General features: G+C 70.6%; 16 protein-coding genes. 12 read left to right on the top strand and 4 right to left on the bottom strand.

Going from position 1 to position 18,251, the window contains the following annotated elements; all coding sequences use genetic code 11:
* The first annotated feature begins 182 nt into the window (after nucleotides 1-182).
* Entirely contained in the window at nucleotides 183-1,769 is a 1,587-nt protein-coding gene (locus IEX89_RS07405; RefSeq protein ID WP_188911838.1) for an alpha-amylase family glycosyl hydrolase, read from the top strand.
* A 123-nt stretch (nucleotides 1,770-1,892) separates the two neighbouring features.
* On the top strand, nucleotides 1,893-3,548 hold the full coding sequence (locus tag IEX89_RS07400) for an alpha-amylase family protein (RefSeq protein WP_188911264.1): 1,656 nt from the start codon (nucleotides 1,893-1,895) through the stop codon (nucleotides 3,546-3,548).
* A 23-nt stretch (nucleotides 3,549-3,571) separates the two neighbouring features.
* Here the strand turns inward: IEX89_RS07400 and IEX89_RS07395 are convergent, their stop codons facing one another.
* From IEX89_RS07395 to IEX89_RS07385, 3 genes are all read right to left on the bottom strand, one after another.
* Nucleotides 3,572-3,787, bottom strand: coding sequence for a hypothetical protein (locus IEX89_RS07395; protein ID WP_188911262.1), 216 nt, complete (start codon nucleotides 3,785-3,787; stop codon nucleotides 3,572-3,574).
* 67 nt (nucleotides 3,788-3,854) lie between these two features.
* Nucleotides 3,855-5,018 carry an acetylornithine deacetylase gene (gene argE / locus IEX89_RS07390; RefSeq protein ID WP_188911259.1) on the bottom strand — a complete coding sequence of 388 codons (1,164 nt, stop codon included), beginning with the start codon at nucleotides 5,016-5,018 and terminating at the stop codon, nucleotides 3,855-3,857.
* 68 nt (nucleotides 5,019-5,086) lie between these two features.
* Nucleotides 5,087-5,971: a LysR family transcriptional regulator gene (locus tag IEX89_RS07385; protein ID WP_188911257.1), complete on the bottom strand. Its 885-nt coding sequence runs from the start codon at nucleotides 5,969-5,971 to the stop codon at nucleotides 5,087-5,089.
* 232 nt (nucleotides 5,972-6,203) lie between these two features.
* Between IEX89_RS07385 and IEX89_RS07380 the strand changes: the two genes are divergently transcribed.
* From IEX89_RS07380 to IEX89_RS07360, 5 genes are all read left to right on the top strand, one after another.
* Nucleotides 6,204-7,823, top strand: a complete 1,620-nt coding sequence (locus IEX89_RS07380; protein WP_188911255.1) for an ABC transporter substrate-binding protein — start codon at nucleotides 6,204-6,206, stop codon at nucleotides 7,821-7,823.
* Nucleotides 7,824-7,941: 118 nt separating this feature from the next.
* The gene (locus IEX89_RS07375; protein WP_188911253.1) at nucleotides 7,942-8,919 is read left to right on the top strand and encodes an ABC transporter permease; all 978 of its coding nucleotides are present in this window, start codon (nucleotides 7,942-7,944) and stop codon (nucleotides 8,917-8,919) included.
* A 70-nt stretch (nucleotides 8,920-8,989) separates the two neighbouring features.
* Nucleotides 8,990-9,940, top strand: a complete 951-nt coding sequence (locus IEX89_RS07370) for an ABC transporter permease (RefSeq protein WP_188911837.1) — start codon at nucleotides 8,990-8,992, stop codon at nucleotides 9,938-9,940.
* A complete protein-coding gene (locus IEX89_RS07365) occupies nucleotides 9,937-10,953 on the top strand; it encodes an ABC transporter ATP-binding protein (RefSeq protein ID WP_188911251.1) in 1,017 nt (338 codons plus the stop codon). The genes IEX89_RS07370 and IEX89_RS07365 overlap by 4 nt, the downstream gene beginning before the upstream one ends.
* A complete protein-coding gene (locus IEX89_RS07360; protein WP_188911248.1) occupies nucleotides 10,950-12,044 on the top strand; it encodes an ABC transporter ATP-binding protein in 1,095 nt (364 codons plus the stop codon). The genes IEX89_RS07365 and IEX89_RS07360 overlap by 4 nt, the downstream gene beginning before the upstream one ends.
* A gap of 43 nt (nucleotides 12,045-12,087) precedes the next feature.
* Here the strand turns inward: IEX89_RS07360 and IEX89_RS07355 are convergent, their stop codons facing one another.
* On the bottom strand, nucleotides 12,088-12,834 hold the full coding sequence (locus tag IEX89_RS07355; RefSeq protein WP_188911245.1) for a 16S rRNA (uracil(1498)-N(3))-methyltransferase: 747 nt from the start codon (nucleotides 12,832-12,834) through the stop codon (nucleotides 12,088-12,090).
* A 240-nt stretch (nucleotides 12,835-13,074) separates the two neighbouring features.
* On the opposite strand from IEX89_RS07355, the gene IEX89_RS07350 reads away from it, so the two are divergent.
* From IEX89_RS07350 to IEX89_RS07330, 5 genes are all read left to right on the top strand, one after another.
* Nucleotides 13,075-13,563: a hypothetical protein gene (locus tag IEX89_RS07350; RefSeq protein WP_188911243.1), complete on the top strand. Its 489-nt coding sequence runs from the start codon at nucleotides 13,075-13,077 to the stop codon at nucleotides 13,561-13,563.
* Between the two features lie 6 nt (nucleotides 13,564-13,569).
* Nucleotides 13,570-14,517, top strand: a complete 948-nt coding sequence (ubiA, locus tag IEX89_RS07345; RefSeq protein WP_188911241.1) for a 4-hydroxybenzoate octaprenyltransferase — start codon at nucleotides 13,570-13,572, stop codon at nucleotides 14,515-14,517.
* A gap of 53 nt (nucleotides 14,518-14,570) precedes the next feature.
* Nucleotides 14,571-15,647, top strand: coding sequence for a ligase-associated DNA damage response exonuclease (locus IEX89_RS07340; protein WP_188911239.1), 1,077 nt, complete (start codon nucleotides 14,571-14,573; stop codon nucleotides 15,645-15,647).
* Nucleotides 15,644-17,524 (top strand): cisplatin damage response ATP-dependent DNA ligase, encoded by a 1,881-nt coding sequence (locus tag IEX89_RS07335; RefSeq protein ID WP_188911237.1) that lies wholly within the window; start codon nucleotides 15,644-15,646, stop codon nucleotides 17,522-17,524. The genes IEX89_RS07340 and IEX89_RS07335 overlap by 4 nt, the downstream gene beginning before the upstream one ends.
* A 378-nt stretch (nucleotides 17,525-17,902) precedes the next feature.
* Entirely contained in the window at nucleotides 17,903-18,241 is a 339-nt protein-coding gene (locus IEX89_RS07330; RefSeq protein WP_029030397.1) for a P-II family nitrogen regulator, read from the top strand.
* Nucleotides 18,242-18,251: the final 10 nt, after the last annotated feature.

Genomic DNA, 18,251 nt, shown 5'->3' with positions numbered 1-18,251 from the left:
CTTCACTCCGAGCGGGAAAATAGCACGACCGGCAGAAATGACAATGCCGCCGAGCGTCTCCGCCGTCATACGCCCTCGATTTCATCCCGCGGGTTCGGGAGGGGACCCTCTCGGAACGCCCGCGCGCCCGCGTCGTTGGCGAAGTCGCGACGACCAAGAAGCGCCACGGGAGGAGCGTCATGATCGCCGGCACGAGATGGTGGCAGCGCGGCATCATCTACCACGTCTATCCCCGCTCGTTCCAGGACACCGACGCCGACGGCATCGGTGACCTGAAGGGGATCGAGGAGCGCCTCGACCACATCGCCGGGCTCGGCTGCGACGCGGTCTGGATCAGCCCCGTCTATCCCTCGCCCATGAAGGATCACGGCTACGACGTCGCCGACTACACGGGCATCCACCCGCTCTTCGGCACGCTCGAGGATTTCGACCGGCTGGTGGCGCGGGCGAAGGCGCTCGGGCTCAAGGTCATCATGGACTTCGTGCCCAACCACACGTCCGACCAGCACGCCTGGTTCCTGGAGAGCCGCGCCTCGCGCGAGAGCCCGAAGCGGGACTGGTACGTCTGGCGCGACGCCAAGCCCGACGGCTCCCCGCCCAACAACTGGATCTCGGTCTTCTCCGGCCCGGCCTGGAAATGGGACGAGGCGACGGGGCAGTACTATCTGCATTCCTTCCTGCCCGAGCAGCCGGACCTCAATTGGCGCAACCCCGATGTCCGCGCGGCGATGTACGACGCCATGCGCTTCTGGCTCGACCGCGGCGTCGACGGCTTCCGGCTCGACGTCGTCTATTATTGCATGAAGGACCCGGAGCTGCGGGACAACCCGCCCAATCCCGGCTGGAAGCCCGGCATGCCGGAGATCGACACGCTGCTCCAGGCCCATTCCAACGATCACGAGGACATGACGATCGTCATCTCCGAGATGCGCGAGCTCGTCGACGCCTACGACGACAAGCTGCTCATCGGCGAGATCTATCTGCCGCTCGAGCGGCTGATGGCCTATTACGGGCGCGACCTCTCCGGCGCGCATCTGCCCTTCAACTTCCAGCTCATCCTCACCCCCTGGGAGGCGCGGGAGGTCGACGCCCTCGTGACGCAGTACGAGGGCCTGCTGCCGCCGGGCGGCTGGCCGAACTGGGTGCTCGGCAACCACGACCAGAAGCGCGTCGCGGCCCGCGTCGGCGAGGCGCAGGCGCGGGTCGCCGCCATGCTGCTGTTCACGTTGCGCGGCACGCCCACGCTCTATTACGGCGACGAGATCGGCATGCCCAACGTCGAGATCCCGCCGGGGCGCGGCGAGGACGCGTGGGGCCGCCACGAGGCGGGGTTCACCCGCGATCCGCAGCGCACGCCCATGCAATGGGACGACACGGACCACGCCGGCTTCTCGTCGGTGGAGCCCTGGCTGCCGCTCTCGCCGGACTGGCGGGCGCGCAACGTGGCGGTGCAGGACCGCGATCCGGGCTCCATGCTCACCCTCCACCGCCGGCTGATCGCCCTGCGCCGCGCCTCGCCGGCGCTCGCCATCGGCGACTGGTCGGGCATCGAGAGCAAGGGGAACGTCTTCGCCTACAAGCGCCATCACGAGGGCGACGAGATCACCATCGTGCTCAATTTCGGCGCGGGGGAGGAGGTCGTGCGCGATCTCCGCCTCGCGGGCGGACGCGGGCGCATCACCCTCTCGACGCATCTCGACCGCGACGACGAGGAGGTCGGCGACGACCTGCGCCTGCGCCCCAACGAGGGCGTGATCATCGTGGCGTAGGCGCTCTGCCCGCACCCTCCCTGAAGGGGAGGGGAACGCTCGCAAAGCGAGCAAGGGGTGGGGTCCGAATCCTTCGGCCGACCCACCTTCCCCTACAGGGAAGTACCTCGAGAGGATCCCTCGATGCTCGATCTCTGGTACAAGAACGCCGTCGTCTATTGCGTCGACGTCGAGACCTTCATGGATGCCGACGGGGACGGGTGCGGGGACTTCCAGGGTCTCGCCGATCGTCTCGACCACATCGAGGCGCTAGGCGCCAATTGCATCTGGCTCCTGCCCTTCTACGCCTCGCCCAACCGCGACAACGGCTACGACATCTCGGATTTCTATCAGGTCGATCCACGGCTCGGCACGCTCGGCGACTTCGTGCGCTTCGCCCGCGAGGCCAACGGGCGGGGCATCCGGGTGATCGTCGACCTCGTGGTCAACCACACCTCGATCGACCACCCCTGGTTCCAGCACGCCCGCTCGGACCCGAGCTCCCGCTTTCGCGACTATTTCCTCTGGTCGAAGGAGAAGCCCGAGGGCGCCGACGAGGGCGTCGTCTTCCCCGGCGTGCAGGACACGACCTGGACGTGGGACGAGACGGCGCAAGCCTACTACTTCCACCGGTTCTACGCGCATCAGGCCGACCTCAACCTCGCCAACCCCGCGGTGCGCGAGGAGATCGAGAAGATCATGGGCTTCTGGCTCGAGCTCGGCGTCTCGGGCTTTCGCCTCGACGCGGTGCCCTTCCTCATCGAGGACCGCCCGCGCTCGCCCTTCCGCAGCGCCGACCCGAACGCCGATGCCGACCCCCACGCCTTCCTCACCTATCTGCGCCGCTTCCTCTCCTGGCGAAAGGCGGAGGCGATCCTGCTCGCCGAGGCGAACGTGCCCATGGACACGATCCCCGCCTATTTCGGCGAGGACGGCGAGCGGATGACCATGGTCTTCGACTTCCTGCTCAACCAGGCGACGTTCCTCTCGCTCGCGCGCGGGGACGCGCGGCCCATGGCGAGCCTGATGCGCGAGCGCCCGCCGATCCACGAGGTGGCGCAATGGGCGACCTTCCTGCGCAACCACGACGAGCTCGACCTCGGCCGCCTGTCGGACGAGGAGCGCGAGGAGGTCTTTTCCGCCTTCGCGCCCGAAGAGCGCATGCGCCTCTACGAGCGCGGCATCCGGCGCCGTCTCGCCCCCATGCTCGGCGGCGACGTGCGCCGCCTCGCCATGGCCTACAGCCTGATGCTGGCGCTGCCGGGCACGCCCGTCTTCTGGTACGGCGAGGAGATCGGCATGGGCGAGAACCTCGATCTCGAGGAGCGCTCCGCGGTGCGCACGCCCTTCCAGTGGACGGAGGGGCCCACCGGCGGCTTCTCCACCGCGCCCGAGGACGAGCTCGCCCGCGCGGTCGTCACCGATCCGGACTACGCGCCGAAGTCCGTCAACGTGGCGCAGCAGGGCGAGAACGCGGATTCGCTGCTGGAGCGCATCCGCCGGCTCGTGCGGGCGCGGCGCGCGGCGCCCGAGATCGGCTGGGGCCGCACCGACATCCTCGAGACCGGCGACCCCGGCGTGCTCGCGCTACGCGCCACCTGGCGCGGCGCGAGCATGATCACGCTCCACAACCTCGCCGCCCGCCAGGTCACCGTCACCCTCGACATCGCCGACGCGCACGAGATGCTCCGCCCCGTCCTGTGCGATTCCGGCGGCCGCCTCCCCCAGAAAGCCGACGACCCCATCGCCCTGCCGCCCCACGGCTACGCGTGGTTCAGGGCGGACGAGGAGCGGCGGTGAGGGGGGAGGGGGGACCTTTCCGGTCAGCTCTGGCGGTGCGGCGCCTCCAGACCGGGCGCCTGCAACGGCTCTCCACGAACGAAAGCGTCGAGATGTCGTTCGAGCTCTTCCCCCTCGACCAAACGCCCAGCCGCGACGTCCGCCCGCGCTTCCTCGAGCAGCGCGCGCTCGTAGCCGATGCGCGCCGTCCGCTGGGCCGCTCGTTCGGAAAGCGCTTCGTCGCGCTCGTTCTCGGCCATATGACTTTCCATTTCACAGCCGCCTGAGCGCGGCGCGGGCGGGGCGCCTTCCGCCTCGCCCCCCACCTCACCCCCGCGACGCCTCCGTCACCACCGCCTCCACGAACCGCCCGCAGGCCTCGAGCTCGCTCTTGGCGATCCATTCGTTCGCCTGGTGGGCCTGGGCGATGTCTCCGGGGCCGATGACGACGGTCGGGATGCCGCCGATCTCGGAGAAGAGGCCCGCTTCCGTGCCGTAGGCGACCTTGGAATGCTCGTTGCGGCCGGCGAGGCGCTTGACGAGGGTGACCACCTCCGCGTCCGGGGGCGTGTCGAGGCCGGGGAAGCCGGCATAGACGTCGAGCGCGATGCCGGCCTCGGGGCGCACCGCCTTCATGCGGGGCTCGAGCACGTCGCGGGCATGGGCGGCGATCTCGGCCAGTACGGCGTCGGGATCGTCGCCGCCGATGGCGCGGACCTCGAACAGGATCTCGGCGCGGTCGGCGACGATGTTGAGCGCCGTGCCGCCCTTGAGCACGCCCACATGCGTCGTCGTGAAGGGCACGTCGTAGAGCCCGTCACGGGCGCCGCTCTGCGCGAAGCGGTCGGCGATCTCGCGGATCTTCGCCACCAGCAGGGCCGCGAACTCCACCGCGTTGACGCCCTGCGGCGCGAGCGAGGAATGGACCGTGTGGCCGCGTACCGTCACCGCCACGGAGCGCTTCGCCTTGTGGCCGACGACGACGCCCATGGAGGTCGGCTCGCCAACGAAGCAGGCGAGCGGGCGCACGGATTTCTCGGCGAGGCGCGCCACGAGCCCGCGGGCGCCGACGCAGCCCACCTCCTCGTCGTAGGAGAAGGCGAGATGGATGGGGCGCTTCAGGTCCGCCTTCGCCATGGCGGGCGCGGCCGCGAGGCAGGCGGCGAGGAAGCCCTTCATGTCGCACGAGCCCCGCCCGTAGAGGCGCCCGTCCTTCTCGGTGAGCACGAAGGGGTCGCTCGCCCAGTCCTGCCCATCCACGGGCACGACGTCGGTGTGGCCGGAGAGCACGTAGCCCGGCACGTCCTCGGGGCCGATCGTGGCCCACAGGTTCGCCTTCGTGCCGGTCTCGTCGAAGACCCGCTCGCAGGTGAAGCCGAGGGGCGCGAGATACGCCTCGACGTGGTCGATCAGGGGCAGGTTCGAGTTGCGGCTCGTCGTGTCGAAGGCGACGAGGTCGCGCAGATGCGCGACGATGGCCTCGGGCGTCATGAACGGGCTCCTCGCGCCGCCCGCATCCCGGCGGGCGCGCGTCGTGTCGATCGAGAAGGTAGGGCGCCTCAGGCGGCGGGCACCAGGGCGGATTGCTCGGTGCGGACGAAATCGACGAAACGCCGCGCCACCGGCAGGTTCCCGCCCACCGCCGGGAACAGGAACGACGATTCGTAGTCGATCTGCGGCGTGAAGGGCCGGAAGGCGATCTGCGCGCCGGTGACGTAGGCGATGGGGAACGGGTTGACGATGGCGACGCCGAGCCCGCCGCGCACCATCTCGGTGAGGAATTGCACGGTGCCGGCCTCGAGCACCGTGCGCGGCTCGATGCCGTAATCGGAGAAGGCGCGCTCGACCCGGGCGCGGGCCGAGAAGCGGCGCGTCACCTGGATGAGCGGCGTCTCGCCGATATCGGCGGGCGTCACCGTGTCCTTGGCCGAGAGCGCGTGGTCGGCGGGCATCATCACGTGGGCGATGGACTGGCGGAAGGGCTCGGCGCGCACGCCGAAATGGCTCGCCGGCACGTCGACGACGCCGAGATCCGCCGTGCCGTCCGCCACCGCGTTCACGGCGTCCGGCGAGCGGCCGATCTCCATCTGGATGCGCACGTCCGGCTCCACCTTCATGAAGCGCACGACCAGCGGCGCGAGGAAGGTGTGGGCGATGGTCGGCGGCGCGAGAACGCGCAGCACGGTGCCCGCCGTGCGCACGTTCGGCCAATCCGCGAGGCGCTCCAGCGCCGAGAAGATGGGCGCCGCCTCGGCGTCGAGCGCGAAGGCGTCCGCGGTGGGCACGAGGCGTCCGCCGTCGCGGATGAAGAGGTCGCGACCGAGCCGCGCTTCCAGCGCGCCGATGGCCCGAGACACCGCGGGTTGCGAAACTCCCAACCTTTGGGCGGCAGCCGTGGTCTTGCGCGTGGTGATCACCGCGTGCAGGACCTCGAGCTCGCGCACGCTCGGCCTCGACGAGCGGCCGGTTTCGTCGTCGCTATCCATCTCGCGCATTTTGCTATTACCGTCTTTGATGCGGTTGTGTATCGACAATGTTGGGGTCGAATATTAGCCTCACACGAGCGGCAATCAAGCCTTTCCCGGAGCGCGCTCCGGGGGGCAGGATGGCCCAAGAAATGCCTCCGGGTTGACGTAGCGTTTTTTGCCCGGCGGGCACCAGAGGAGACGTGACGACATGCAACGTACCGCCAAGCGGCTCGCCCTCGCGAGCCTGCCTCTCGCGATGATCTTCGCCACCCCGGCGCTGGCCCAGGAGCTCACCATCGGGCTCACCTCGGAGCCGACGGCCGTGGATCCCCACTTCCACAATCTCGGGCCCAACAACGCGCTGCGCTCCCACATCTTCGAGGGGCTGACGCAGGCCGACGAGAATCAGCAGAACGTCGCGAGCCTGGCGAGCGACTGGGAAGCGGTGGACGACACCACCTGGCGCTTCAACCTGCGCGAGGGCGTGACCTTCTCCGACGGCACGCCGTTCGACGCGCAGGACGTGATCTACACGATCTGCCGCGTGCCGACCGTGCAGGATTCGCCCTCGTCCTTCACGGGCTTCGTGGCCGGCATCGACTCCATCGAGGTCGAGGACCCGCACACGATGGTGTTCCGCACGGCCTCGCCGCTGCCGCTCCTGCCGACGAACTTCGCGAGCGTGGGCATCATCTCCGCCGAGGCCTTCGGCGGCGAGAACGCCACCTACGCGCCAGACGGCTGCGAGAACATGGGCACCCCCCCGCAGGCGGCCGACTTCAACGATCCCGAGAAGGCGATCGGAACCGGCCCCTACAAGCTCGAGAGCTACGTGCGCGGCGATTCCATCGTGCTGTCGCGCAACGAGAACTACTGGGACGGCACGCCGACCTGGGAGCAGGTGACGATGCGCCCCATCGCCAACGAGGGTGCCCGCGTCGCGGCGCTGCTCGCGGGCGACGTCGACGTCATCGAGACGCCGCCGATCCAGGATTTCGACCGCCTGCGTCGCGACGGCTACCAGATCGCGCAGGGCCTCTCGAACCGCGTGATCTACCTGCACCTCGACAACAACGCCGAGGAGGGCCACGTGCCTCCGGGCGTCGAGGGCACCAACGGCGAGAACCCCTTCACGGACGTGCGCGTCCGCGAGGCGATCTCCAAGGCCATCGACCGCCAGGCGATCGCGTCGCGCCTCATGGGCACGCTCGCCGTCCCGGCCGGCGACCTGCTGCCGTACCCGATGTTCGGCACCCGCGAGGACACCCCGGTCGACCCCTACGATCCGGATCGTTCGCGCGAGCTCCTCGCCGAGGCGGGCTATCCCAACGGCTTCAGCCTCGTCCTGTCGGCGCCCAACGATCGCTACATGAACGACGAGAAGATCGCCCAGGCGGTCGCCCAGATGCTCGCGCGCATCGGCATCAACACCACCGTCGACGCGATGACCGCCTCGACCTTCTTCTCGCGCCGTAACAACTACGAGTATGGCATGTGGCTCGCCGGCTGGGGCGCCGCCACGGGCGAGATCTCGAGCCCGCTGATCGCGCTCGTCGCGACCCGCAACGCCGACACCGGCATGGGCGCCACCAACCGCCAGAACTACTCGAACCCCGAGATCGACGCCCTGGTCGAGGAGGCCATGCGCACCGTCGACGAGGACGCCCGCGAGGCGCTCCTGCAGGAGGCGGCGACCATGGCGATGGCGGACTACGCGACCATCCCGCTCCACTTCGAGGTGACGCCGTGGGCGTTCCGCGAGGGCCTGAACCTCACGCCCCGCGCGGACCAGTACACGCTCGCCATGGAGATCGAGCCGGCGAGCTGAGGCTCGCCCAGAGCGATCCGACGGCGGCCGCGCGCGGCCGTCGTCACCCTCCGGCGGGCACGGCGCGTGACGCGCGCGCCGTGCCTTCGCGCTTCTCGCCCCTGCGCCCGAGACACCCATGCTGGTTTACCTGATCCGCCGTATCGGCCAGTCGCTGCTCGTGATCGCCGTGATGGCGGTCCTCGTCTTCCTCGCGGTCTACGCGGTGGGCGATCCCGTCGCGATCCTGGCCAACCCCGAAGCCACCCAGCAGGAGCTCGACGCCATCGCCGCGCGGCTCGGCCTCGATCGGCCGCTGTGGGAGCAGTTCGCGATCTTCGTGTGGAACGCCCTGCAGGGCGATCTCGGCACCTCCTTCGTCTATTCGGAAAGCGCGCTCACCGTCATCCTCGAGCGCTTGCCGGCGACGATGGAGCTCGCCTTCGTCGCGCTCGTGCTCTCGATCCTCATCGGCGTGCCGCTCGGCGTCATCGCCGGCCTCAAGCCCGACGGGCTCGCGGGCCGCACGATCATGTCCACCTCGATCCTCGGCTTCTCGCTGCCGAACTTCTGGATCGGGCTGATGCTGATCCTGCTCTTCGCGGTGGAGCTGCAATGGCTACCGGCGAGCGGGCGTGGGGACACGGTCGACGTGCTCGGCGTGCCGCTCTCGATGTTCACCCTCGACGGGCTCTCCCACCTGCTGCTGCCCGCCTTCACGCTGGCGCTCTACAAGTCCTCCCTCGTCATCCGCATCGCCCAGGCGGGCACGCGCGAGGTGATGCTGCAGGACTACGTCCGCTTCGCCCGCGCCAAGGGCCTCTCGCCCCGGCGCATCGTGATGGTGCACGTGCTCAAGAACATGATGATCCCCGTCGTCACCGTGCTCGGCCTCGAGCTCGGCTCGATGATCGCCTTCGCGGTGGTGACGGAGACGGTGTTCTCCTACCCCGGCATGGGCAAGCTGCTCATCGATTCGATCAACCGCCTCGACCGCCCGATCGTGGTCGCCTACCTGATGCTGACCGTGTTCATCTTCGTGATCATCAACCTCGTGGTCGACATGCTCTACGCGGCGATCGACCCGCGCGTGCGCCTGTCCGAGGCGAAGGGCTGAGGAGGCTCCACCGATGACCGACCTCACCCCCCACGCCGCCGCGCGCCCCGTCGCCGGCCCCGCCGCGGGCATGCCGCAATCCGCCGGCAGGCCCGGAGAAGCCGCGGGCGCGTCCGACAAGGGCGTGCCGCCGCCGGCTCCCGACAAGGGCGAGAGCCTGCTGCGCCGCCACGTCTCCTCGTTCTTCGAGAGCTGGAGCGCCATCATCGGCCTCGTGCTGCTCGTCGCCTCCGTGGCGGCGGCGCTGCTCGCGCCCTGGTTCGCGCCGCAGGATCCCTACGACCTCGCCAACCTGTCCATCATGGACAACATGCTGCCGCCCGGCGAGATCTTCGGCATGGGCCAGACGGCCTATCTCGGCACCGACGACCAGGGCCGGGACATGCTGTCGGCGATCCTCTACGGCCTGCGCGTGTCGCTGACCGTGGGCGCCTCCTCGGTGCTGATCGCCGCCGTCATCGGCGCCTCGCTGGGCGTGCTCGCCGCCTATGCGGGCGGGCGCGTCGAGAGCTTCGTCATGCGCGTCGTCGACCTGCAGCTCTCCTTCCCCGCGATCCTCGTCGCGCTCGTCCTGCTCGCGGTGTTCGGGCGCGGCGTCGACAAGGTCGTCATCGCGCTCGTCGTGGTGCAATGGGCGTACTACGCCCGCACCGTGCGCGGCTCGGCGCTCGTCGAGAAGAGGCGCGAGTACATCGAGGCGGCGCGCTGCCTCGCGCTGCCGCGCCGGCGCATCGTCTTCCGCCACCTGCTGCCCAATTGCATCCCGCCGCTGATCGTGGTGGCGACCGTCCAGATCGCCAACGCCATCGCGCTCGAATCGACGCTCTCGTTCCTGGGCGTCGGCGTGCCGGTGACGGAGCCCTCGCTCGGCATGCTCATCGCCAACGGCTACGGCTACCTGCTCTCGGGCAATTACTGGATCTCCACCTTCCCCGGCGTCGCCCTCGTCATCGTCATCGTGGCCATCAACCTCGTCGGCGACCGTCTGCGCGACGTGCTCAACCCGAGGCTCGCGAAATGACGACGCCCGTACTCGACGTCCGCGACCTGCAGGTCACGTTCTCCACCCGCGAGGGGCTCGTCACCGCCGTCGACGGCGTGTCCTTCCGCGTCGACGCCGGCGAGGTGATGGGGCTCGTGGGCGAATCCGGCTCGGGCAAGTCCGTCACCGGCCTCGCCGTGCTCGGCCTCATCGATCCGCCGGGGCGCATCGCGGCCGGGTCGATCAAGGTGAAGGCGACCGAGCTCGTCGGGCAGAGCGAGAAGGCGCTCCAGAAGGTCCGCGGCAAGGACGTCGCGATGATCTTCCAGGATCCGATGACGACCTTGAACCCGGTCCTGCGCATCGACACGCAGATGATCGAGGCGATCCGCGCCCACGAGCAGGTCTCGGAGAAGGCGGCACGCGAACGGGCGCGCGACGCGCTCGCCAAGGTCGGCATCCCCTCGCCCGAGGAGCGGCTGAACGCCTACCCGAACCAGTTCTCGGGGGGCATGCGCCAGCGCGTGGCCATCGCCACCGCGCTCTTGAACCGTCCCGCCGTCCTCGTCGCCGACGAGCCGACGACGGCGCTCGACGTGACGATCCAGGCGCAGATCCTCTCCGAGGTGCAGGCGCTGTGCGCCGAGACGGGCACGGCGCTCGTGTGGATCACGCACGACCTGTCCGTCATCGCCGGTCTCGCCGACAAGGTGGCCGTCATGTATGCCGGCCGGGTCGTCGAGGAGGGCCCGGTCGCGGACGTGCTCGAGCGGCCGATCCACCCCTACACCGCGGGCCTCATCGGCTCCGTGCCCAGCCGCAACAAGCGCGGCGTGCCGCTGGCGCAGATCCCGGGCATGACGCCCCAGCTCTCGAAGCTGCCTCCGGGCTGCCCCTTCGCCCCGCGCTGCGGCTATTCCACCGATCCGTGCCGCACCATCCGGCCGGAGCGCACGCCCTATCCCGGCGGTCGCGCCGCGCGCTGCCACAATCCCCTCGACGTGCCCCCGAACACGCCCAAAGCCGACGCGGCGCGGGAGCTCACGCCATGAACGCGACCATGAATGCCGACGCGACCGCTCCCGCCGTGAAGCCGATCCTCTCCCTCGAGCACGTGCACAAGCGCTTCGTGAAGTCCCTCGACGCCGCCGAGCGCGTGGCCAACCTGTTCGGCGCCGGCTTGCAGGACCAGGTGGTGCGCGCCGTCGACGACGTGACCCTCGACATCGCGCCGGGAGAGGTCGTCGGCCTCGTCGGCGAATCGGGCTGCGGCAAGTCCACGCTCGGGCGCATCATCGCCGGCATCCTCGATCCGTCGGACGGCCTCGTGCGCTTCGAGGGCGCGGACGTGGCGAAGATGAACGGCGCCGATCGCCGCAAGGCGGACCTCGCGGTGCAGATGATCTTCCAGGACCCCGCCGCCTCGCTCAACCCGCGCATGCGCGTCGTCGAGATCATCGGCGAAGCGCCCGTCGTGCACGGGCTGATCGCGGCCGAGGAGATGGACGCCTACGTCTGCGGCCTGATGGAGAAGGTCGGCCTCGACCCGGCGACGCGTCGGCGCTACCCGCACCAGTTCTCCGGCGGGCAGCGCGCGCGCATCAACATCGCCCGCGCGCTCGCGGTGCAGCCGCGGGTCCTGGTCTGCGACGAGTCGACGGCCGCGCTCGACGTCTCGATCCAGGCGCAGGTGCTCAACCTCTTCCTCGAGCTGCGGCGCGAATTGAACCTCACCTACGTCTTCGTCAGCCACGATCTGGGCGTCATCGAGCACATCGCCGACCGCGTGGCGGTGATGTATCTCGGGCGCATCGTCGAGCTCGCGAAGACCGACGAGATATTCGAGGCGCCCAACCACCCCTACACGCAGGCGCTGCTCGAGGAGGTGCCGCGCCTCGAGGCGAAGAAGCGCGCTTTCACGGCGCTCAAGGGCGAGATCCCCTCGCCGCTGCGCCCGCCGCCGGGCTGCCATTTCCACCCGCGCTGCCCGCACGTCTTCGCGCGCTGCTCGGTGGACCGCCCGGGCCTCAAGCCCATCGCCGAGAGCCGCCTCTCCGCCTGCCACCTCAACGACGAGACGGCCGCGAGACCCGGGCGGACGCGCTCCGCGGAGACCGTGAGCATGGAGGCGGCGCAGGGGTGAGCGAACCATGCGCGGGCGCGCCCGGCGCCTGCGCCATCCGTCCTCAGGACCGCCCCCAATCTCCCCGCGCCGCCTGCACCAGCGCCAGCGCCGCGACGGCGGCGGTGTCGGCGCGCAGGATGCGCGGGCCGAGGGAGAGGCGCACGATGCGGTCTCGCGCGAGCAGCGTCTCGCGCTCGGCGGGGTCGAAGCCGCCTTCGGGGCCGATCAGCACGGCGAGCGGGCCCTGCGGCGCCGCGGCGAGCGCCGCGAGCGGGTCGGCGACGGGTGCGTCCTCGTCGCAGAAGACGAGCACGCGCTCGGGCTCCAGCGCGTCGAGGGCGGCGTCGAGCTTCGCCTCCTCGTGCACGGCGGGGAGCGCGATGATCCCGCACTGCTCGGCGGCCTCGACGACGTTGGCCCGCATGCGATCGAGGTTGACCCGCCCGGACTGCGTGCGACGCGTGAGCACCGGGCGCAGCGAGCCCGCCCCCATCTCGACCGCCTTTTGCGCCATGTAGTCGAGCCGCGCGTGCTTGAGCGGCGCGAACAGCCAGGCGAGATCCGGGGGAGGGGTCTGCGGGCGCGTCTGCTCCAGCACCAGCAGGGAGGCGCTCTTGCGGCCCTCCGGCTGGATCTGCGTGCGCCATTCGCCGTCGCGCCCGTTGAAGACGAGGACGTCGGCGCCGGGGCCGAGCCGCAGCACGTTGAGGAGGTAGTTCGCCTGCGCGCGATCGAGCGCGTGGCGCTGCCCCAGCACGAGCGGGGCGTCGACGTAGAGGCGCGGGGCGGCGAAGTCGTAGGCGGCCAAGCGAAAGGCTCCGGGCGAGAGGGGCGCGACGATCGCGCCGCGGGCGTCGGACCGGGCGAAAGCCAATCTCGCCACATTGACGTGGTGTGGAGAGGCCGGGACCGCGACGGGGCGCCGGCTGGCGTGCCGGTCCGGGATCTGATATGCGCGGAAGACGCGTTGACGCAAGAGAGCGTGCGCGCTCGGCCATCCAGGCCGGCGTGCCGAAGGGGCAGGGGCGAGGAGCCTCTGGCGACGAGCATGGCGACGAAGACCACGATCTCTTCCGGGATCTCCTTCACGAGGCGGCTCGCACCGGCGCTCGCCGTCGTGGCGGCGGTGACGCTGGGCGCGCTCGCGCCGACGCAGGTCTCCGCGCAGGCCAACGTCTGCCAGAGCGTCGGGCCGCTGCTCGAGCAGCGCCGCGCCATCGTGCAGCGGCTGGAATCGCTCGGCTCCGAGAACGTCGATCCGCGCCCGGCCTGCTCGGCGCTGCGCGAGCTCGAGGCCAACGGCCAGACGCTCGTCGACTTCATCGACCAGAACCAGGCCTGGTGCCAGATCCCCAACGACTTCGCCCAGAACGTCCGCCAGGACCACGAGCGCGTCGGCGGCATGCGGGCGGACGCCTGCCGCGTCGCCGCCCAGATCAACAATGCCGAGCGCCAGGCGCGCGAGGCGGCCGAGTCCAATCAGTTCGGCGGCCCCGGCCTCACCGGCCGCTTCCCGATCCCGCAGGGCGCGCTGTAAGCCGCGATGCGCAGAGGGGGGCTCTTCCGCGGCGGGGCGGACCGGTCGCTGCCGGACGCCGTCACGGGCCACTGGGCGGACCGGCTCGCGCCGCTCTCCGCACGGCCCTACCTGCGCCTCGCCCGTGTCGAGCGTCCCATCGGCTGGTGGCTGCTGCTCCTCCCGTGCTGGTGGTCCGCGGCGCTCGCCGCCCTCGCCGCCGGCGCGCCCTATCCGGACCCGTGGCACCTCGTCCTGTTCCTCGTCGGCGCCGTCGCCATGCGCGGCGCGGGATCGACCTACAACGACATCGTCGACCGCGACCTCGACGCCCGGGTCGCGCGCACCCGCGACCGGCCGCTGCCGTCCGGCCGCGTGAGCGTGAAGGGCGCCTTCGCCTTCGTCCTCGCGCAATGCGCCGTCGGGCTCGCGGTGCTGCTCCAGCTCAACTGGTTCGCCGTCGCCACGGGCTTCGCCTCGGTGGCGATCGTGCTGACCTACCCGTTCATGAAGCGGGTGATCTGGCTGCCGCAGGTCGTCCTCGGCCTGTGCTTCTCCTGGGGCGCGCTGATGGGCTGGGCGGCGGCCTTCGGCTCGCTGTCGGCGGCGCCGCTGCTGCTCTATGCGGCCGCCATCGCCTGGGTCGTCGGCTACGACACGATCTACGCGCTCCAGGACATCGAGGACGACGAGATCGCCGGCATCAAGTCCTCCGCCCGCCTCTTCGGCGCGCGCGTGCGCCTCGCCATCGGCCTGTGCTACGCGACGACGATCGCGCTCATGGCCGGGGCGCTCGCCCTCGTCGCGCCCGGGCCGATCGCCTGGCTCGGCCTCCTCGCCTTCGCCGCCCACCTCGCCTGGCAGGTCGCGACCCTCGACCCCGCAGGCGGCCGGCGCGCGCTGATGCTGTTCCGCTCGAACCGCGACGCGGGGCTGATCCTGTTCGCCGGTATGGTGCTCGACGCGCTGATCTGACGTCGGCGCTGCGCGGGGCTGCCGTTTCGCGCGCGCCGCCCCATATCCGCGTCATGAGCTCATCCTCGCCGCTCCGCGCGACCGACATCCTCACCCAGACGCCGCAGGGGCTCTATTGCCCGCTCGGCGACTTCCACGTCGACCCCGTGCGCCCGGTGCCCCGCGCCCTCGTCACGCACGGCCATTCGGACCACGCCCGCGCGGGCCACGGCGCCGTGCTCGCCACGAGCGAGACCCTGCGCATCATGGCCGCGCGCTACGGCGAGGACTTCGCGGACGCGACGCAGGCGGCGCGGCTGGGCGAGACGATCCGGCAGGGCGACGTCGCCGTGCGCTTCGTGCCGGCGGGGCACGTGCTCGGCTCCGCGCAGATCGTCATCGAGGCGGGCGCGACGCGGCTCGTGGTCTCGGGCGACTACAAGCGCGGCTACGATCCCACCTGCCTTCCTTGCGAGATCGTGCCCTGCGACGTCTTCATCACGGAGGCGACCTTCGGGTTGCCGGTCTTCCGTCACCCCGATGCGCGAGCGGAGGTCGACAAGCTGCTGGCGTCCCTCGCGCTCTTCCCCGAGCGGGCGCATCTCGTGGGCGCCTACGCGCTCGGCAAGGCCCAACGCGTGATGGCGCTCCTGCGCGAAGCCGGCTACGACCGCCCGATCTGGGTTCACGGCGCCATGGAGAAGCTCTGCGCGCTCTATGCCGAGCTCGGCGTCGATCTCGGCGAGGTGGTGAAGGTGCAGGCGGGCGACCGGGCGAAGCTCGCCGGCGAGGTGATCGTCTGCCCGCCCTCCGCCATCCAGGAGGTCTGGGCCCGCAAGTTCCCCGACCCCGTCGCCGGCTTCGCCTCCGGCTGGATGCGCGTGCGCGCCCGCGCCCGTCAGAAGGGCGTCGAGCTGCCCATGGTGATCTCCGACCATTGCGATTGGGACGAGCTGCAGGAGAGCATCCTGGAGACCGGGGCGGGGGAGGTCTGGGTCACGCACGGGCAGGAGGATGCGCTCGTGCATTGGTGCGGGACGCGGGGGATCCGGGCGCGGCCGTTGCACCTGCTGGGGTACGGGGACGAGGGGGAGGATGCGGGAGACCTCGCGGCGCCGGCGGCCGCGGTGGAGACGGGAGCGGCCTCGTGAACACCTTCGCCGCCCTCCTCGACCGCCTGGTCTACGAATCCCGTCGCAACGCCAAGATCCGCCTCATCGCGGACTACCTGCGCGCGACGCCCGATCCCGAGCGGGGCTTCGCGCTGGCCGCGCTCACGGGCGAGCTCTCGTTCCGCGAGGCCAAGCCGAACCTGATCCGGGCGCTGATCCAGGAGCGCTGCGACCCGGTCCTCTTCGAGATGTCCTATTCCTACGTCGGCGACCTCGCCGAGACGACGGCGCTCCTCTGGCCCGCGCCGATCTCTTCGCGTCCGGAACCGCCGCGGGTCTCCCCTCTCCCTCGTGGAGAGGGGCCGGGGGTGTGGGGCGTTCAGGACGAAGCGTCGTCGTCGATGCAGGCGGGGCGTGCGGGGGCGAGCGGCGAGCCCTTCACCCGTCGCCCCTCACCCCCTACCCCTCCCCACGAGGGGGAGGGGAGTGCGTCGAGCGTGTCGCAGGCGGCGGCCTCCCTCGTTGAACGCAACGAAGGCATCGGCCACAACCGCCCGCCGCCCTCGCTGTCGGAGGTGGTCGAGGCCCTCGCCACGACGTCGAAGTCCGATCTGCCCGCACGCCTCGCCGCCTGGCTCGACGCGCTCGACGAGACCGGGCGCTGGGCGCTGCTCAAGCTGATCACGGGGAGCCTGCGCATCGGCGTCTCTGCGCGGCTCGCCAAGACGGCGCTCGCCTCGCTCGGCGAGATGGAACCCGACGCCGTCGAGGAGGTCTGGCACGGCCTGCAGCCGCCCTACGTCGAGCTCTTCGCCTGGGTCGAGGGGCGCGGCGAGCGGCCCGTCTCGCGCGATCCCGCGCCCTTCCGCCCGCCCATGCTGGCGCATCCCCTCGAGCTCGAAGATTTCGGCAAGCTCGACGCGGGCGACTTCACCGCCGAATGGAAGTGGGACGGCATCCGCGTGCAGGCGGTGTCCTTCGCGGGCACGACGCGGCTCTATTCGCGCACCGGCGAGGACGTTTCCGCCGCCTTCCCGGACCTCGTCGTCGCCCTCGACGGCATGGAGGCGGCGATCGACGGCGAGCTGCTCGTGCTCGTCGAGGGGCGCGTGCAGAGCTTCAACGTGCTCCAGCAGCGGCTCAACCGAAAGAGCGTGTCGAACGCGCTCATGACGAAGTATCCCGCGCATCTGCGCGCCTACGACCTCCTCGGCGAGGGCGAGGAGGATTTGCGCTCGCTGCCCTTCGCCGAGCGGCGCACGCGCCTGGAGGCCTTCGTCGCGCGCGGCGCACGCGAGCGCCTCGACCTCTCGCCCCTCGTGCCCTTCGCCGATTGGGACGCGCTGACCGCGGCGCGCACCGATCCCGCCTCGCACGGGGCGGGAGACGATGCCGACGCCGTCGAGGGCGTCATGGTCAAGCGCGCCGACAGCTCCTACGTGCCGGGCCGCCCCAAGGGGCTCTGGTTCAAGTGGAAGCGCGAGCCCTACACGGTGGACGCCGTGATGATGTACGCCCAGCGCGGGCACGGGAAGCGCTCCTCCTTCTATTCGGACTACACGTTCGGCGTCTGGCGGCCCGGGGCCGAGGGGGGCGAGGAGCTCGTGCCCGTGGGCAAGGCCTATTTCGGCTTCACCGACGAGGAGCTGGCGCAGCTCGACCGGTTCGTGCGCAACAATACGACGAACCGCTTCGGTCCGGTGCGCGAGGTGGTGCACACCGCCGAGAAGGGGCTCGTGCTCGAGATCGCCTTCGAGGGTCTCCAGCGCTCCACCCGCCACAAGTCCGGCGTCGCCATGCGCTTCCCGCGCGTTGCGCGCATCCGCTGGGACAAGCCCACCGCCGAGGCCGACCGGCTGGAGACGCTCACCGCCATCCTGGCCAAGGGCGAGACCGAGCAGCATCCCACCGGGTGACGCGCGCGTGCCCGGTTTGCTTATTTTTTGAGCAGAGATCGCTGCTCTCGTTTTCAGCAGATCCTCCGCGACCCGAACGGCCCGGCTGCGCGTTGCCCTCGTCGGCTTGCAGCGGGGCCCGGTCGTCCGTAAGCCTTCGCGCGTCGCGTCCACGCGATGCCCGCTCCCGTGCTCCTTTGCGTGCACTGCCGCACGAAAGCCGGCTCCGCGAGCGGCTCGGCACCGGCCGAAGACCCTCGAGACACGCCGTTTCCACTGTGCGGGCCCGGTTGGCACGCCCCTTGATTAACGACCGGTGACCACGCGGAGCCCTCCCGCTCCGCGGTTCGCGCAACCGGCCGGCGGGGACACCCCGTCGGGATCCAAGGGGGCTTGCCCATGAAGATCGTGATGGCCGTCATCAAGCCGTTCAAGCTGGAGGAGGTGCGCGACGCGCTCACCGCCCTCGGCGTGCACGGCCTGACCGTGACCGAGGTGAAAGGTTACGGCCGCCAGAAGGGACACACCGAAATCTATCGCGGCGCGGAATACGCCGTGAGCTTCCTGCCCAAGATCAAGATCGAGGTGGCGGTTTCCGCGGACCTCGTCGCCTCGGCCGTCGAGGCGATCGCCAACGCCGCCCGCACGGGACAGATCGGCGACGGCAAGATCTTCGTCGTGCCGCTGGAGAAGGCGGTGCGGATCCGCACCGGCGAGACCGACGGCGACGCTCTCTGAGCGCGCGCCG

The organism is Salinarimonas ramus (genome assembly GCF_014645695.1).
In the GTDB taxonomy this organism is placed as follows: domain Bacteria; phylum Pseudomonadota; class Alphaproteobacteria; order Rhizobiales; family Beijerinckiaceae; genus Salinarimonas; species Salinarimonas ramus.
This window is presented reverse-complemented; position numbering and strand designations above follow the sequence as displayed.

Coding starts and splice junctions, on each gene's coding strand:
- IEX89_RS07370 (WP_188911837.1), top strand. CDS start 8,990: ATGCCGCAATCCGCCGGCAGGCCCGGAGAAGCCGCGGGCGCGTCCGAC.
- argE (WP_188911259.1), bottom strand. CDS start 5,018: ATGACGCCCGAGGCCATCGTCGCGCATCTGCGCGACCTCGTCGCCTTC.
- IEX89_RS07375 (WP_188911253.1), top strand. CDS start 7,942: ATGCTGGTTTACCTGATCCGCCGTATCGGCCAGTCGCTGCTCGTGATC.
- ubiA (WP_188911241.1), top strand. CDS start 13,570: ATGCGCAGAGGGGGGCTCTTCCGCGGCGGGGCGGACCGGTCGCTGCCG.
- IEX89_RS07330 (WP_029030397.1), top strand. CDS start 17,903: ATGAAGATCGTGATGGCCGTCATCAAGCCGTTCAAGCTGGAGGAGGTG.
- IEX89_RS07395 (WP_188911262.1), bottom strand. CDS start 3,787: ATGGCCGAGAACGAGCGCGACGAAGCGCTTTCCGAACGAGCGGCCCAG.
- IEX89_RS07360 (WP_188911248.1), top strand. CDS start 10,950: ATGAACGCGACCATGAATGCCGACGCGACCGCTCCCGCCGTGAAGCCG.
- IEX89_RS07400 (WP_188911264.1), top strand. CDS start 1,893: ATGCTCGATCTCTGGTACAAGAACGCCGTCGTCTATTGCGTCGACGTC.
- IEX89_RS07350 (WP_188911243.1), top strand. CDS start 13,075: ATGGCGACGAAGACCACGATCTCTTCCGGGATCTCCTTCACGAGGCGG.
- IEX89_RS07365 (WP_188911251.1), top strand. CDS start 9,937: ATGACGACGCCCGTACTCGACGTCCGCGACCTGCAGGTCACGTTCTCC.
- IEX89_RS07380 (WP_188911255.1), top strand. CDS start 6,204: ATGCAACGTACCGCCAAGCGGCTCGCCCTCGCGAGCCTGCCTCTCGCG.
- IEX89_RS07340 (WP_188911239.1), top strand. CDS start 14,571: ATGAGCTCATCCTCGCCGCTCCGCGCGACCGACATCCTCACCCAGACG.